At 67.1% G+C, this 13,723-nt stretch carries 17 protein-coding genes and 2 tRNA genes; 9 read left to right on the top strand and 10 right to left on the bottom strand.

The window, feature by feature from the left end:
* Nucleotides 1–71: 71 nt before the first annotated feature.
* Nucleotides 72–566 (bottom strand): hypothetical protein, encoded by a 495-nt coding sequence (locus E9536_RS25185; protein WP_021158515.1) that lies wholly within the window; start codon nucleotides 564–566, stop codon nucleotides 72–74.
* Nucleotides 563–1,114, bottom strand: a complete 552-nt coding sequence (locus E9536_RS25180) for a hypothetical protein (RefSeq protein ID WP_059698004.1) — start codon at nucleotides 1,112–1,114, stop codon at nucleotides 563–565. The genes E9536_RS25185 and E9536_RS25180 overlap by 4 nt, the downstream gene beginning before the upstream one ends.
* Nucleotides 1,115–1,402: 288 nt before the next feature.
* Between E9536_RS25180 and E9536_RS25175 the strand changes: the two genes are divergently transcribed.
* The 3 genes from E9536_RS25175 to E9536_RS25165 all read left to right on the top strand — a co-directional run bounded on the left by E9536_RS25175 (nucleotide 1,403) and on the right by E9536_RS25165 (nucleotide 3,749).
* Nucleotides 1,403–1,600, top strand: a complete 198-nt coding sequence (locus E9536_RS25175) for a hypothetical protein (protein ID WP_081066236.1) — start codon at nucleotides 1,403–1,405, stop codon at nucleotides 1,598–1,600.
* A 141-nt stretch (nucleotides 1,601–1,741) separates the two neighbouring features.
* A complete protein-coding gene (otsA, locus tag E9536_RS25170) occupies nucleotides 1,742–3,163 on the top strand; it encodes an alpha,alpha-trehalose-phosphate synthase (UDP-forming) (protein ID WP_060085984.1) in 1,422 nt (473 codons plus the stop codon).
* Entirely contained in the window at nucleotides 3,156–3,749 is a 594-nt protein-coding gene (locus tag E9536_RS25165) for an AAA family ATPase (protein ID WP_136471058.1), read from the top strand. The genes otsA and E9536_RS25165 overlap by 8 nt, the downstream gene beginning before the upstream one ends.
* A gap of 24 nt (nucleotides 3,750–3,773) precedes the next feature.
* Here the strand turns inward: E9536_RS25165 and E9536_RS25160 are convergent, their stop codons facing one another.
* On the bottom strand, nucleotides 3,774–5,141 hold the full coding sequence (locus E9536_RS25160) for an MFS transporter (protein ID WP_059486236.1): 1,368 nt from the start codon (nucleotides 5,139–5,141) through the stop codon (nucleotides 3,774–3,776).
* Between the two features lie 159 nt (nucleotides 5,142–5,300).
* Entirely contained in the window at nucleotides 5,301–5,681 is a 381-nt protein-coding gene (locus tag E9536_RS25155; protein WP_059697999.1) for a DUF5594 family protein, read from the bottom strand.
* Between the two features lie 117 nt (nucleotides 5,682–5,798).
* Between E9536_RS25155 and E9536_RS25150 the strand changes: the two genes are divergently transcribed.
* Nucleotides 5,799–6,200: a hypothetical protein gene (locus E9536_RS25150; protein ID WP_021158522.1), complete on the top strand. Its 402-nt coding sequence runs from the start codon at nucleotides 5,799–5,801 to the stop codon at nucleotides 6,198–6,200.
* 222 nt (nucleotides 6,201–6,422) lie between these two features.
* Here E9536_RS25150 and E9536_RS25145 read toward each other — a convergent pair whose 3' ends face one another.
* Nucleotides 6,423–6,728, bottom strand: a complete 306-nt coding sequence (locus tag E9536_RS25145) for a hypothetical protein (protein WP_124839268.1) — start codon at nucleotides 6,726–6,728, stop codon at nucleotides 6,423–6,425.
* A gap of 143 nt (nucleotides 6,729–6,871) precedes the next feature.
* Here E9536_RS25145 and eco point away from each other — a divergent pair, with 143 nt between their 5' ends.
* Entirely contained in the window at nucleotides 6,872–7,372 is a 501-nt protein-coding gene (eco, locus tag E9536_RS25140) for a serine protease inhibitor ecotin (protein ID WP_021158524.1), read from the top strand.
* A gap of 36 nt (nucleotides 7,373–7,408) precedes the next feature.
* Here eco and E9536_RS25135 read toward each other — a convergent pair whose 3' ends face one another.
* Nucleotides 7,409–8,023, bottom strand: coding sequence for a TetR/AcrR family transcriptional regulator (locus tag E9536_RS25135; protein WP_060172941.1), 615 nt, complete (start codon nucleotides 8,021–8,023; stop codon nucleotides 7,409–7,411).
* Between the two features lie 115 nt (nucleotides 8,024–8,138).
* On the opposite strand from E9536_RS25135, the gene E9536_RS25130 reads away from it, so the two are divergent.
* Nucleotides 8,139–8,879, top strand: coding sequence for an SDR family NAD(P)-dependent oxidoreductase (locus E9536_RS25130; RefSeq protein WP_027786779.1), 741 nt, complete (start codon nucleotides 8,139–8,141; stop codon nucleotides 8,877–8,879).
* A gap of 51 nt (nucleotides 8,880–8,930) precedes the next feature.
* Here E9536_RS25130 and E9536_RS25125 read toward each other — a convergent pair whose 3' ends face one another.
* Nucleotides 8,931–9,263, bottom strand: a complete 333-nt coding sequence (locus E9536_RS25125; protein WP_136471056.1) for a hypothetical protein — start codon at nucleotides 9,261–9,263, stop codon at nucleotides 8,931–8,933.
* Nucleotides 9,264–9,476: 213 nt separating this feature from the next.
* A tRNA-Met gene (locus E9536_RS25120) sits at nucleotides 9,477–9,553 on the bottom strand.
* A 240-nt stretch (nucleotides 9,554–9,793) separates the two neighbouring features.
* On the opposite strand from E9536_RS25120, the gene E9536_RS25115 reads away from it, so the two are divergent.
* Complete coding sequence (locus E9536_RS25115; protein ID WP_048025383.1) at nucleotides 9,794–10,129, top strand: hypothetical protein; 336 nt, start codon at nucleotides 9,794–9,796, stop codon at nucleotides 10,127–10,129.
* A gap of 255 nt (nucleotides 10,130–10,384) precedes the next feature.
* On the opposite strand, the gene E9536_RS25110 is transcribed toward E9536_RS25115, so the two are convergent.
* Together E9536_RS25110 and E9536_RS25105 are read right to left on the bottom strand one after the other, a co-directional pair.
* Nucleotides 10,385–10,459 (bottom strand) — tRNA-Arg (locus tag E9536_RS25110).
* Between the two features lie 151 nt (nucleotides 10,460–10,610).
* Nucleotides 10,611–10,793: a rubredoxin gene (locus tag E9536_RS25105; RefSeq protein WP_006398668.1), complete on the bottom strand. Its 183-nt coding sequence runs from the start codon at nucleotides 10,791–10,793 to the stop codon at nucleotides 10,611–10,613.
* A gap of 200 nt (nucleotides 10,794–10,993) precedes the next feature.
* Here E9536_RS25105 and E9536_RS25100 point away from each other — a divergent pair, with 200 nt between their 5' ends.
* Nucleotides 10,994–11,398 carry a DUF4399 domain-containing protein gene (locus E9536_RS25100; RefSeq protein ID WP_027786782.1) on the top strand — a complete coding sequence of 135 codons (405 nt, stop codon included), beginning with the start codon at nucleotides 10,994–10,996 and terminating at the stop codon, nucleotides 11,396–11,398.
* Nucleotides 11,399–11,571: 173 nt separating this feature from the next.
* Nucleotides 11,572–13,557, top strand: a complete 1,986-nt coding sequence (locus E9536_RS25090; protein WP_172535150.1) for an ATP-binding cassette domain-containing protein — start codon at nucleotides 11,572–11,574, stop codon at nucleotides 13,555–13,557.
* Nucleotides 13,558–13,723: the final 166 nt, after the last annotated feature.

Here is a 13,723-nt window from a genome sequence, read left to right as displayed (position 1 = left end):
CGCGCCGGCGCGGTTGGAGCCGTCGCAGGGCAGTCGATGTCCGGGCCAGCCGCCGGCACGCGGTGCCTCCGCTACTGCAAATTCCCCCACCGATCGACCGCCGGCTCCGCCGACGCCCACTTCCAGTGCGTGCCTTGCTGGCACGCATTCGCGAAAAACCAGTCGGCCTTGTCGCCGTCCTTCACCGAGAACGCGAATTCCTTGCACAGCGCGAGCGCCGACGAGTACGCGCGCGTGACCCGCACTTCGCCTTCGCCGTTTTCGAGCGGCAGCGTGTTCTTCACCTTCCACGGCTTCACTTCGCCGACGGCGAGACTGCCGGCCGTCTTCGCGATCGCGTCCTGCTGGTTCTGATGGAGCTGCTTCATCGTGCGGTTCACGGCTTCGTCGGTCGCGGCCTGCACGGCGATCCCGACGCCGACGCCGACCGCCGGGTTCGCGGTGACGAGGCCCGTTGCGGCGCCGGCAAGCGCGCCGCTCGCCGCGCCGACCGACCCGCAGCCCGACAGCGTGGCCGCCGCCGCGCACAGCGCGCCGATGGCCGCGATACGGATCGCGACGCTCATTGCAGCGAGCCCCAGCGTTCGGTGGCCGGTTCCGCCGACGCCCATTTCCACACGGGGCCGTCGCGGCAGATCGTGGCGACGTAGAACGCCGATTGCGCGGCCTTGTCGGCTTTCGCGGGCGTGTCGACCGCGAACACGATTTCCTTGCAGTCGAGCGGGCCGATGCTGATCATCCGGCTGACCGTCACGCGGCCCTGTTCGTCGTCCTCGATCGGGAACGAGTGGTGCGTCGACCACGGCGCGACGCCGCCCACGTCGAGCGGGCCGGCCGCCTTCGCGATCTGTTCCTGTGTGTAACGGTGTGCGACGCGCTGCGAGTACTGGACGCCCGCACGCGCACCGGCGACGGCGCCGAGGCCGATGCCCGTCGCGACGGCGGCGTTGTTGGTGACCTTGGAGGCGATCGCGGCACCCGCGATACCGGCGCCGGCTGTCGCGCCCTCGCTGTACAGCGAGTTGCAGCCGGACAGCAGTGCGGCCGCGGCGATCGCGGCCAGCACGACGCGCGCCGGGATGGCCCGGCGCGGCGATTCGAAACGAATGTTCATCCCTGAGTGCAAGTCCTGTCTGGGTGAGCGGCAACGCGTGCGCGCCCTCATGCCGCGTCATTGTTTCGCAATTGTCATAGGAAAAATGCAAAGCTTTGACAAATCGCCGGACGGCATCCCGCGCGCGTACGCGCGGCGTTATTGTCAGACAGGTGGATCGTGAGGGGTCGAAACGTTACAAATTGAAGGTAATTGTTACTTTGGCGTGCAAGGAAGCGACCTAGACTTTTCAGTTATGGAATGTTTCTACGACGGCCTCGGGCCGCGCCGCACATGAGACACCCGGCCATGCGACGTTCGAAACGGTTTTCGCCCCGGCCGCCCGACACAGGGGCGGTTCGCCCGCATCCGCAGACCGACGCGCCATCGGCACCGCCTGCCGGCGCGCCCGGCGAGACGCCGTCCGACGGCGATCACAACCAGGGTGGTGCCCGCCCGGAAGGGCTCGACTATCAGCGGGATCTCGGTCAGGAGCAGGACGCCTGATGTCGTTGTCGTCGTATTCCGCCGCTGCCTTTCACACCTGCATTTCTCACGTCTGAATCGCCGCACGGCCGCCTTCGGGCAGCCGTGCCAGCCTTGGCGCGCGCCGCGCGCCAGCCCATCGAATCGAGGAGGGAAAGCCGCATGAGCAGATTGATCGTGGTATCGAACCGTGTCGCCGCCGGCGAGGACACGCGCCCGAGCGCCGGTGGCCTGGCGGTCGGCGTGATGGACGCGCTGAAGGAAACGGGCGGTGTCTGGTTCGGCTGGAACGGCGAGATCGTCGGCGCACCCGACACCGAGCCGGCGATCCAGCGCGACGGCAACGTGACCTATGCGACGGTCGGGCTGACCCGGCGCGACTACGACCAGTATTACCGCGGCTTCTCGAACGCGACGCTGTGGCCGGTGTTCCATTACCGCGGCGATCTCGCGCGCTTCGACCGCCAGGAGTACGCGGGCTATCTGCGCGTGAACGCGATGCTGGCGAAGCAGCTTGCCGCGTTGCTGCGTCCCGACGACCTGATCTGGGTGCACGACTATCACCTGCTGCCGTTCGCGCATTACCTGCGCGAGCTCGGCGTGAAGAATCCGATCGGTTTCTTCCTGCACATCCCGTTTCCGTCGCCCGACATGCTGCGTCTCGTGCCGCCGCACGAGGAGCTCGTGAAGTTCATGTGCGCGTACGACGTCGCGGGCTTCCAGACCGAGGCCGACAAGCAGGCGTTCACCGACTACATCGAGCGGCGCGGGATCGGCGCGGCGAGCGACGACGGGATGCTGCACGCGCACGGTCGCGTCGTGAAGGTCGCCGCCTATCCGATCGGCGTCTATCCCGACGCGATCGCGCAGGCGGCCGTCCAGTACGGCGCGCGCAAGCCGGTGAAGATGCTGCGCGAGGCGCTCGACGGCCGCAAGCTGGTGATGAGCGTCGACCGCCTCGATTATTCGAAGGGGCTCGTCGAGCGCTTCCAGGCGTTCGAGCGGATGCTCGCGAACGCGCCGGGCTGGCAGGGGCGCGTGTCGCTCCTGCAGATCGCGCCGCCGACGCGTTCCGACGTGCAGACCTATCAGGACATTCGCGAAACGCTGGAAGGCGAGGCCGGCCGCATCAACGGCCGCTTCTCGCAGCTCGACTGGACGCCGATCCAGTACCTGAACCGCAAGTACGAGCGCAACCTGCTGATGGCGTTCTTCCGGATGTCGCAGGTCGGCTACGTGACGCCGTTGCGCGACGGGATGAACCTCGTCGCGAAGGAGTACGTGGCATCGCAGGATCCGGCCGATCCGGGCGTGCTCGTGCTGTCGGAGTTCGCGGGCGCCGCGGCCGAGCTGACCGGCGCGCTCCTCGTCAATCCGTACGACCTGTCGCAGATGGCCGAGGCGCTCGAGCGCGCGCTGTCGATGCCGCTCGCGGAGCGGCAGGCGCGCCACGAGGAGAACCTCGCGCGGCTGCGCGGGAACGACCTGTCGGTCTGGCGCGATACGTTCGTCGCCGACTTGCGCAGTGTCGCGGCCGCCGCGTCGGTCACGCGGCGCGCGGGCCGGCGGGTCGTGCATGCGTGAGGTCGTACAGGGGCGCGGCGCCGCCGACGACACGAGCGACGACGCCATCCGCCGCTTCTTCGTCGTGACCGGTGGCCCGGGTTCGGGCAAGAGCACGCTGCTCGATGCGCTCGAGCGCGCCGGTTACGCGCGCTCGCAGGAAGCCGGGCGGGGCGTGATCCGTGACCAGATGGCGATCGACGGTCAAGCGTTGCCGTGGCGCGACCCGGCCGCGTTTGCCGAGCTGATGCTGAGCTGGGAGATGCGCTCGTACGATCTCGCGCGGCATGCGCGCGGGCCCGTGTTCTTCGATCGCGGCGTGCCGGACGTGGTCGGCTATCTGCGGCTGACGGGGCTGGCCGTGCCCGCGCATGCGGAGGCCGCGGCCAACCGTTTCCGCTATCACCCGCGCGTGTTCATCGCGCCGCCGTGGCCGGACATCTATGCGCAGGACACCGAGCGCCGGCAGGATTTCGCGGAAGCCGTGCGCACCTACGACGCGATGGTCGCGTGCTACACGTCGTACGGCTATCGGCTGATCGAACTGCCGCGCGAGAGCGTGCAGGCGCGCGTGCGTTTCGTGATGGACGCGCTCGACGCCGAATGACGCGCGGGGCGGCGCGCGACGGTGTCAGGTTGCCGCGTCCGGTCGCGGCGACGCGATGCGCAGCATGCTGACGAGCGCGGCCACCGCCGCGAATGCCGCGGCGACATAGAGCGCAATCGTCGGCCCGCGATCGGGGACGAGCCCGAAAATCAATGCGACGAGCGCGGCGCCGAGCGTCTGCCCGGTCAGCCGTGCGGTGCTCAGCATGCCACCCGCGCCACCGCTGCGTTCGCGCGGCGCCGACGACAGCATCGCGCGGTTGTTCGGCGACTGGAACAACCCGAAGCCCGCACCGCACAGCGCCATCCGCCACACGATGTCGACGGTGCCCGGGTGCGCGCCGATCGTCGCGAGCGACAGCAGCCCGGCCGCGAACAGGGCGAGCCCGATCCCGCCGAGGATGCCCGCCGAATAGCGATCCGACAGCACGCCCGCGAGCGGCGCGGCGAACACGATCACGAGCGGCCAGGGCGTCATGTAGAGGCCCGTCTCGACCTGCGAGAAACCGAGCGAGTGCTGCAGCCAGAACGGCAGCGCGACGAACGCGAGCATCTGCGACGTGAACGACGCCATCGACGTATAGATCGACAGCGCGAACATCGGGATGCGCATCAGGTCGACGGGCAGCAGCGGCGCCGGCTGCGACAGCTGGCGCTTCACGAAGAAGTAGCCGACGACGAACGCGACGGCCAGTTCGGCCGCGACGTACGCATGGCCTTCGCCGTGGCCGAGCCCGTCGACCGCCGTGATCAGCAGACCGAACACGCACGCGTTCATCAGCGCGCTCGGGAAATCGTACGGCGCATCGTGCAGCGGGTTGGACGGCAGCGCGCGCAGGCTGCCGATCACCGCGGCGATGCCGATCGGTACGTTGACCGCGAAGAGCCACGGCCACGATGCGAACGACAGGATCGCGGACGCGACCGTCGGCCCGATCGCCGACGACAGCGCCACGACCATCGCGTTGATCGACAGCCCGCGCCCGAGCATCGACGACGGGTAGATCATCCGCACGAGCGCCGCGTTCACGCTCATGATGCCGGCCGCGCCGAAACCCTGGATCACGCGCATCACGGCCAGCATCGGCAGCGAGCCGGCGAGCGCGCAGCCGAGCGACGCCGCGGTGAACAGCGCGAGTCCCGCGACGTAGATGCGGCGATAGCCGATGCGCTCGCCGAGCGAGGCGAGCGGCAGCAGCGTGATCGTGACCGCGAGCTGGTATGCGTTGACGATCCAGATCGATGCGGCGTCGGACGCGTGCAGGTCGCGCGCGATCGTCGGCAGCGCGACGTTTGCAATGGCGCCGTCTAGCACGGCGAGCGTGATGCCCAGTGCGACGCAGACGATCGCCCAGTAGCGTTGCGGAAGCGGCAGGCCGGTATCGGCGTTCATGGCGGGAGCAGATGCGTGGTTGTCCGCGCGCCCGGCTGCCGGTTGCGTGCGCAACCATGCGGAAGGGTGGAGGCGGCGATGAGCGGCCCGGCCGGCCCAACTGCACCGGGGCGTGGCCGGCCGAGTGTATCACCGGGCCGCATTGCGCGACGTCGGCACTCAGCCTTCGAAGTCGAGGCCGCCGAGCCGCACGAGCGGGTCGGCCTGCGTGCGCGACAGGAGATCGATGTCGCGCGCGCCCTGCCATGCGCCCAGTTTTTTCGGCAGCGCGGCCAGGTAGTGCTCGAAGCGCCGCGGGCCGTCCGGCTCCATCAGCCGCTCGATTTCGTCGGTGTCCCAGGTCAGTTCGAGATTCAGCGGATGCTCGAAGCCGCTGACGTGCTCGTGCGGCGCGCTGCGGATCTGCACGCGCGTCGGGTGCCCGTGGCCTCCATACGGGACGACGTCGGTCAGCACGTGATCGGCGAAGAAGGCGGCGATCGCCTGTGCGATGCGCGGGGCGAATTCTGTATCGAAACGGCGGGCGGTTTCGGGCTGCATGAAGGCGTCTCCTGTATGCCGAAAATCCTAGCATGGCGGCGCCGCGTTTCGGTGTGCGTGATAGCGGTAATCGCGCGTTACCACTTGCTGCATCTATTACGGCCGCCTGCCGCCACAATGCATCGCATCCAGTACCACTTCGCGTGGGAGCCCATCATGAAAAAAATTGCCGCAGTGTGTGTCCTCGCCGGTTCGCTTGCCGTGGCGGGGCCGGCGTCCGCGCATGGCCGCGACGGCGGCGCCGTCATCGGCGCATTGATCGGCGGCGCGGTGCTGGGCGCGATCGTGACGTCGGCGATGAATCCGCCCGTTGCGTATCAGGCGCCCGTGTACCAGGCACCGGCATATCAGCCGCCGACGTACTATCAGGCACCCGCGTACCAGCAGCCCGCCTATCCGACCTACCAGCAGGCGCAGTACCAGGACGACGGCCCGAACTATTGCTACGACCGCTATCAGCGCGCGTACGTGTGCGGCGCACCGGTGCGGGGCGGCTACGCGCAGCCGGCCGGGTGGTAAGCGGGCGGATGCGTGACGCGTGTCGTGTGACAGGCCAGTGCCGGACGACCTGCGCCGCCGACGTTCGCTTCGCCGCACCGGACGACAAAAGGCCCTCGCTTCGTGCGAGGGCCTTCGTCTTTTGCGCGGGAGTCCGTTCGTCTGCGTAACGCACGACCGGCAAGACCGGCACGACCGCTCATCGGCGGGCCGTGCGCGGATACAAACGGTTGCAATTGTGCGTCAGTGGCGATGGCCGCCGCCTCCGCCGCCATCGTTCCAGTCGCCGCGACGTCCGCCGCCGTGCCCCCAGCCGTTGCCGCGGTTGCCGCGATCGCCGTCCCAGCGATGGTAGTCGCGCCGGCCGCGATCCCAGTCGCGTCCGCCGCCACCGCCCCAGATGTTGACCGTGCCGTACACGGGGGACGGCGCGTAGGCGTAGCCCGGATCGGCATAGTAGGGCTGGCCGTAGCCGTATCCGGCGTCCGGGGCGACGACGCAGCCGGCCAGCAAGGTCGCGACGCCGGCGGCAGCAATGAGCTTCAGCATGATGTTCTCCGTTGGTTCCCGTATAAGTACCGCGCAAGGGGATTGCCAGCTGTTTGCAATTGTGTCGTCAAATTACAGCGCCGTAAGGTCATGCGACGAAAGTGTTAGCATCCGGAGCTCATTTGTTTTCCAGGAGTACCTCGATGAAATTCGCGATCCGGGCCGCGCTGGCCGCCTTGTGCGTGACGACTGCCGCCGCCTGCGTGGCTGCGCCTGCATCGGCGCCCGCCGTGCCGGCCGAGTCGATCAAGATGTTTCCGCAGGCAGCGGCCGGCCAGCAGCGCGTCGTGATCGCGCTGCCCGCGCTCGAGAACGAAGGCGATGCGCGCGTCGAACTGATGATCGGCAAGACGTTGCAGACCGACTGCAATCAGCAGTGGTTCGGCGGCGAGCTGACCGCCGAGGACGTGAAGGGCTGGGGCTATACGTACTACCAGCTCACCGACGTGAAGGGCCCGGCGTCGACGCTGATGGCGTGCCCGGGCCAGGCGCCTCAGCAGCGGTTCGTGCAGGTGCGCGGCGATGGCCAGCTGCTGCGCTACAACAGCCGCCTGCCGCTCGTCGTCTATGTGCCGGACGGTTTCGAGGTGCGTTATCGCGTGTGGCATGCGTCGAAGGACGTGCAGCACGCTGAAAGGCAGTAACGCGCGGGGGCGGCCGTGTGCGGCGGCGTCCTGCCGCTACGCGCCGCCCATACCGACGAGCGCTGGCCACGCGGCCAGCGCAGCCGTGGCGACGGCCTCGAGATCGCGACGACTCGCACCATCGCGGGCCTGGATCGACATCCCCTGCTGGACGGTTACGTAGTACCGTGCGATCGCGTCGAGGTTCGCGTGCGCCGAGATTTCGCCGGTCGCGACACCTTGCCTGAGGCGTTCGCGCAGACTCTCGACCGTGCCCTCGCGCATCGCGATCAGCGTTTGCCGAACCGTATCGGAGCGCTCGGCCGGGTGCAGCGCCGACAGCACGACCAGGCAGCCAGCCGGCTTCGACCGCCGCGTGAACACGCGTGCGGTATCCATCAGGTAGTTCCGCACGGCGTCGTGTGCGCTGCCGGCCTCCTCGACGCCCCCCCAGATTTCTTTTCCCTCCGTTGCGCGGTAGTGATCGAGCGCTTGCCGGAACAATGCTTCCTTGCTGCCGAACGCCGCATACAGGCTCGGCGATGCGATGCCCATCGCGGCCGTCAGGTCGGTCATCGACGCGCCCTCGTAGCCGAGGCGCCAGAACACCTCCATCGCGCGTTCCAGCGCCGCTTCCTTGTCGAAGCTCCTCGGTCGGCCCCGTTCAGCCATTGTGTCCGTTCCTTCGTCGATATCTGTGTCGATCGATAAAATAAATCAATTGACTGTGCCGCGCAACTTGCCACATTCTGTGCCGGTCGTTACATAAATGAGGAAAGGAACCGACATGAATCGACTTCAGGGCAAGCGTGCACTCATCACGGGCGGCAGCCGCGGCATCGGTGCGGCGATCGCGAAACGGCTGGCGGCCGACGGCGCGGACGTCGCGATTACCTACGAGAAATCGGCCGAGCGGGCGCAGGCCGTCGTGGCCGGCATCGAGGCGCTGGGCCGGCGCGCCGTCGCGATCCAGGCCGACAGCGCCGATCCGGTGGCCGTGCGCGACGCAGTGGATCGTGCCGCGGAGGCGTTCGGCGGTCTCGACATCCTCGTCAACAACGCGGGGATTTTCCGGGCCGGCGGGCTGGACGATCTCACGCTCGACGATATCGACGCGACGCTGAACGTGAACGTGCGCGCGGTGATCGTCGCGTCGCAGGCAGCGGCGCGGCATCTCGGCGAGGGCGGGCGCATCGTGTCGACCGGCAGTTGCCTCGCCACGCGCGTGCCCGATGCGGGGATGAGCCTCTATGCGGCGAGCAAGGCCGCGCTGATCGGCTGGACTCAGGGGCTCGCGCGCGATCTGGGCCCGCGCGGCATCACGGTCAATATCGTGCATCCGGGGTCGACGGATACCGACATGAACCCGGCCGACGGCGAACACGCCGGCGCGCAGCGTTCGCGGATGGCGATCCCGCAGTACGGCAAGGCCGACGACGTCGCGGCGCTCGTCGCGTTCGTCGTCGGGCCGGAGGGGCGGTCGATCAACGGGACGGGGTTGACGATCGACGGCGGCGCGAACGCGTGATCGCGTGATGGCGGACGCCCGGTGTGAGTTGACCGGGCGGCGTTGCGTTCGTTATCGGCAGCCGAGCCGTTGATGCTCGGCTTCGAGATCGGCGCGCTTGTCGTAAGCGCGCAGTTCGTTGCGCGGCTTGCCGTCCGGGCCCATCCTGCGCACGACCTTCTGGCCGCGGTCGGGGGTGTGCGTCACGGCGTCGATGCCGGCGGCCAGTTCACGGCAGCGTGAGTCGGAGGAGGTTTTTTCCGGGCGCGGTGCCGCTGCGTTCGCGACGTTGGCGATGCCGGGGCTGACATAGCGCCGCTTCGCGGGCGCGGTGATGGTGTCGGCGGCGTTCGCCGTGCCGGTAATCGCGGAAAGCGCGGCGAGTGCCGCGATCGTTCGAATCATTGCGGAAGTCCGGATGCTGAAGAAGGTTCGGAATTCTACGCAATGTCTGACGTGGGGCTGCGGCGATCGGGCAGGATGCGATCGTGTGTCGCAGGCGGTGCCGGCGGCTGAATGTTCCGCAGTTTGTCGGCGATGCCGGCCAGGCGGTGCACACGCAGCAGTGCATGCGGAAAGCAAAAAGCCCGCTTGCTTTCGCAAAGCGGGCTTCGGTATTGGTTGCGGGGGTAGGATTTGAACCTACGACCTTCGGGTTATGAGCCCGACGAGCTGCCAGACTGCTCCACCCCGCGGCGCGAAGTGTACTTGGGCTGATGCCGAGAGTCAAACGATCTTTGATTTGCGTCGAATGGAAGCCGTGGTTCGCCGGCAGGCTCGGCACGCATCGTGAAGGCCGCACAGAAGGGTGACCTGCTCACGAAAGGCCAAACTTGGCCGATCGACAACGGTCGGTAGATCGTCAAAAATCACGATTCGCTCCGCATACCGTGAAGAGCCGTGTTTGAATGAAAAAAATAATGGAGTAGGTTCGAATGAGCTTTCACACTCAGGTTTCGGTTCATCCGTTCGATGGTGAGCCGTTGAATGTTGCCAGTGTCCGTGAGGAACTCTTGAGGTTTCTTGACGAATATTCACTAAGCCACGACGTATTGACCAACCTCACCGAAGCATGTGGTTCGGCTCTACCAACGTCAACTCTCTTCTTTCTGAACAGCATGGCGATCGTCATGTTGTTCGACAAGTTGGCTTCATGCCTACCGAACGCGTCGTTCGCAGTAAAGGGCTCTGGCGAGGATCACCGCGATATATGGGTGCGAGAGTATGCCGACGGAGTGGCTACGTTCGAAGCCGGGCCGTTCGACGAGTAAGCTGGCGGCAGTCCAACATCGTCGCGCCTCGCCCGTCGCCGGCGGTGGGGCGGAAAGGGCGAGTTGGGGCGCGGCCAGTGTTGATGCCTTAGCGAGCTGACGCGATATCTGCGCGTCCGTGAGAGGTATTGTTGGTATCTGCTGATACCAACGAAAATCGCAAGAGTCTCGGGTACGGCTGGGAGGTAGAGTGGCGCCAGACGGGGGCGAAGCGGGGAGATTCTTGTGAATCCGGGGGATGGCTGAGAGCTTGGCTGGTCCCCCCGACAGGAATCGAACCTGTATCTAGCGCTTAGGAGGCGCTTGTTCTATCCATTGAACTACGGGGAGCGCCATGTCCGGGTGATCGCGCGGAAAAACGCGAACCGGACGGCAGTGTGGACAGCGCGCAGAGTATAGCAAACGCGCGGCGCGTCGGCGGGGCGGAATGCACGCCGACGCGTGCGATCGCGCAATCAGCCGCGATCAGAACATCGTCGAATCAGAAATCGACGACAACAAAATCTTCCTTGCCCACGTCGCACAGCGGGCAGCGCCAGTCGGCGGGAATGTCGGCGAAACGGGTGCCGGGTGCGATGCCTTCGTCGGGCAGCCCTTCCGCTTCGTTGTAGACCCACCCGCAAATCAGGCAGACCCAGCTCTGGTATTCGGTGACTTCGCTCATGTGGCGCTCGGTAAAAATGGAAATCCGGTGATGCCGTCCGCGGCCTGGCCGGCGGACGAAAGGCGCAATGGTACCGGAATTTCGCCGAACGGCTCCGCAACGTCGTTTTAAACGTACGCATCGCGAACAACGCAACCGGAACACGCATGCCGTACGTGCGGTGTATGCTTCCCGGGCTGTCCAACCATAAGGAGAATGCGATGCTGAACAAAAAGTGGATCGCGAGTGCGGTATGCGTGGCGGCGATGGCCGTGTCGACGGTCGCGCGGGCCGAGGCGCGCGTGTTTTTCGAAGCGCCGAGAGACGGCGCGACGGTGTCGAATCCGGTGCTCGTGAAGTTCGGGCTCGAAGGGATGGCGCTTCGGCCCGCCGGCGACATGACGCCGGATACCGGCCATCATCACCTGCTGATCGACGGCCGGCCGATTCCGAAGGGCGACGTGATTCCCGCTGGCGAACGTTCGCTGCACTTCGGCAAGGCGCAGACCGAAACCGAGCTCAGGCTGCCGCCCGGCCAGCACACGCTGACGCTGCAGTTTGGCGACGGCGCGCACCGCTCGTACGGTCCCGAAATGAGCTCGACGATCTCCGTGAACGTCAAGTAAGCACGCATATCCGCGAGGGCGGCCGTGCCGTCCTCGCGACGGAGTGAGCCCGCGCCAGCGGGCGCGGGTGCCCGCCGCACGCGCGGCACTCGACCTCCGGCAACCGGCCCGCGCGAGCGGTCCTGCACCTTATCCGTCCGGCCATACCGGTGCCGGCGCCCGCGACCGGTACAATGGGCGCTTCCGATTTCTCTCTTCGCCGTCTCCCCATGTCGCTCTATTCCATTACCGGCGCGCAGCTCGCGTTCGGTCACGTCGCGTTGCTCGATCACGCGGATTTCTCGCTGGAAGCCGGCGAGCGCGTCGGCCTGATCGGCCGCAACGGCGCGGGCAAGTCGTCGCTGCTGAAGATCGTCGCCGGGCTCGCGAAGCCCGACGACGGGCTGGTCACGCGCCAGCAGGAGCTCGTGACCGTCTATGTGCCCCAGGAGCCCGAATTCGAGCCGGGTGCGACGGTGTTCGATGCGGTCGCGTCGGGGCTCGCGCACACGCGTGAAGTGCTCGAAGAATACGACTCGATCGCGCACCGCCTCGCGGATACGCCCGAAGGCGCCGAACACGATGCGTTGCTCGCGCGAATGAACGCGCTGCAGTCGTCGCTCGACGCGCACGACGCGTGGAACTGGCGCACGCGCGTGTCGATGACGCTCGCGCAGATCGGCCTGGCGGACGTCGACGCGCGCGTCGACGCGCTGTCGGGCGGGATGCAGAAGCGGGTCGCGCTGGCGCGCGCGCTGGTGCTGCAGCCAGACGTGCTGCTGCTCGACGAACCGACCAACCACCTCGACTTCGACGGCATCCGCTGGCTGGAGGAGCTGCTCGTCGCGCAGCGCGCGGGCCTGCTGTTCATCACGCACGATCGCGCGTTCCTCGACCGCGTCGCGACGCGCATTGTCGATCTCGACCGCGGCCGGCTGTTGTCGTACCCGGGCAATTTCTCGGCGTACCAGACGCGCAAGGCGCAGCAGCTCGAAGTCGAGCGCGTGGAAAACGAGAAGTTCGACAAGCTGCTCGCGCAGGAGGAAGTGTGGATCCGCAAGGGGGTCGAAGCGCGCCGCACGCGCAGCGTCGGCCGCATCGCGCGGCTCGTGCAGATGCGCAACGAGCGCGCGGAGCGCCGCAATTCGCAGGGCAACGTGAAGCTCGACGTCGCGCAGGGCGAGAAGTCCGGCAAGATCGTCGCGGAGCTGACCGACGTGACGAAGCGCTACGGCGGCCGCACGGTCGTCGATCGTTTCTCGACGACGGTGATGCGCGGCGACAAGATCGGCTTCATCGGCCCGAACGGCGCCGGCAAGACGACGCTGCTCAAGCTGATTCTCGGCGAACTGAAGCCCGACGAAGGCACGGTGCGCACCGGCACGAACCTGCAGGTCGCGTATTTCGACCAGATGCGCGCGCAGCTCGACCAGGAAAAGAGCCTCGCGGATACCATCAGCCCCGGCAGCGAATGGGTCGAGATCGGCGGCGTGCGCAAGCACGTGATGAGCTATCTCGGCGATTTCCTGTTCGCGCCGGAGCGCGCGCGTTCGCCGGTGAAGTCGCTGTCGGGCGGTGAGCGCAACCGGCTGCTGCTTGCACGCCTGTTCGCGCGTCCGGCCAACGTGCTGGTGCTCGACGAACCGACCAACGACCTCGACATCCCGACGCTCGAACTGCTCGAGGAGCTGCTGGCCGACTACGACGGCACGGTGCTGCTCGTCAGCCACGATCGCGCGTTCCTCGACAACGTCGTGACGTCGGTGATCGCGTCCGAGGGCGACGGCAAGTGGCGTGAATATGTCGGCGGCTTCACCGACTGGCAGATCCAGAGCGCGCGCGCGGATCAGCTCGCGCAGCAGGAAGCCGCGAAGCGCGCGGTGAAGGAAGCGGCGCCCGTCAAGGAGGAGCCGGCAAAAAGCGCCGCGGGCCGCAATGCGCAGCGCACGGTGAAGCTGTCGTTCAACGAGCAGCGCGAGCTCGATTCGCTGCCGGAGAAGATCGCCGCGCTCGAGGAGGAGCAGAGGACGATCAATGCCCGGCTCGAAGACGGTTCGATCTTCGCGAAGGATCCGCAGGAAGGCACGCGCCTGACCGAGCGGTTCGCGGCGATCGACGACGAATTGCTTGCGGCGCTCGAACGGTGGGAAACGCTCGAGGCGAAGCGCAAGCCGGCGTAATCCGCATGACGCGTCGCGCGGCCGGCGGCCGCGCGCGATTGCGCGATTGGCGCGCCACGCGGAACCAGTAAAATACCGCGCGTCCCGGGCAGCGCAGCCAACGCCGCGCGCCCGCTTTCGGAGCAGTCCAAGCACACCGTTGTTTCGATTCGCTTTTTTACGGAAC

The organism is Burkholderia sp. LS-044 (assembly GCF_004803625.1).
GTDB lineage: Bacteria > Pseudomonadota > Gammaproteobacteria > Burkholderiales > Burkholderiaceae > Burkholderia > Burkholderia cepacia.
This window is presented reverse-complemented; position numbering and strand designations above follow the sequence as displayed.

Bases quoted from the DNA above. Each gene is read 5' to 3' on its own strand.
- E9536_RS25185 (WP_021158515.1), bottom strand. From the start codon at position 566: ATGAGCGTCGCGATCCGTATCGCGGCCATCGGCGCGCTGTGCGCGGCG.
- eco (WP_021158524.1), top strand. From the start codon at position 6,872: ATGAAATTCGCGATCCGGGCCGCGCTGGCCGCCTTGTGCGTGACGACT.
- E9536_RS25180 (WP_059698004.1), bottom strand. From the start codon at position 1,114: ATGAACATTCGTTTCGAATCGCCGCGCCGGGCCATCCCGGCGCGCGTC.
- E9536_RS25125 (WP_136471056.1), bottom strand. From the start codon at position 9,263: ATGATTCGAACGATCGCGGCACTCGCCGCGCTTTCCGCGATTACCGGC.
- E9536_RS25135 (WP_060172941.1), bottom strand. From the start codon at position 8,023: ATGGCTGAACGGGGCCGACCGAGGAGCTTCGACAAGGAAGCGGCGCTG.
- E9536_RS25155 (WP_059697999.1), bottom strand. From the start codon at position 5,681: ATGCAGCCCGAAACCGCCCGCCGTTTCGATACAGAATTCGCCCCGCGC.
- otsA (WP_060085984.1), top strand. From the start codon at position 1,742: ATGAGCAGATTGATCGTGGTATCGAACCGTGTCGCCGCCGGCGAGGAC.
- E9536_RS25105 (WP_006398668.1), bottom strand. From the start codon at position 10,793: ATGAGCGAAGTCACCGAATACCAGAGCTGGGTCTGCCTGATTTGCGGG.
- E9536_RS25165 (WP_136471058.1), top strand. From the start codon at position 3,156: ATGCGTGAGGTCGTACAGGGGCGCGGCGCCGCCGACGACACGAGCGAC.
- E9536_RS25115 (WP_048025383.1), top strand. From the start codon at position 9,794: ATGAGCTTTCACACTCAGGTTTCGGTTCATCCGTTCGATGGTGAGCCG.
- E9536_RS25130 (WP_027786779.1), top strand. From the start codon at position 8,139: ATGAATCGACTTCAGGGCAAGCGTGCACTCATCACGGGCGGCAGCCGC.
- E9536_RS25090 (WP_172535150.1), top strand. From the start codon at position 11,572: ATGGGCGCTTCCGATTTCTCTCTTCGCCGTCTCCCCATGTCGCTCTAT.
- E9536_RS25175 (WP_081066236.1), top strand. From the start codon at position 1,403: ATGCGACGTTCGAAACGGTTTTCGCCCCGGCCGCCCGACACAGGGGCG.
- E9536_RS25150 (WP_021158522.1), top strand. From the start codon at position 5,799: ATGCATCGCATCCAGTACCACTTCGCGTGGGAGCCCATCATGAAAAAA.
- E9536_RS25160 (WP_059486236.1), bottom strand. From the start codon at position 5,141: ATGAACGCCGATACCGGCCTGCCGCTTCCGCAACGCTACTGGGCGATC.
- E9536_RS25145 (WP_124839268.1), bottom strand. From the start codon at position 6,728: ATGCTGAAGCTCATTGCTGCCGCCGGCGTCGCGACCTTGCTGGCCGGC.
- E9536_RS25100 (WP_027786782.1), top strand. From the start codon at position 10,994: ATGCTGAACAAAAAGTGGATCGCGAGTGCGGTATGCGTGGCGGCGATG.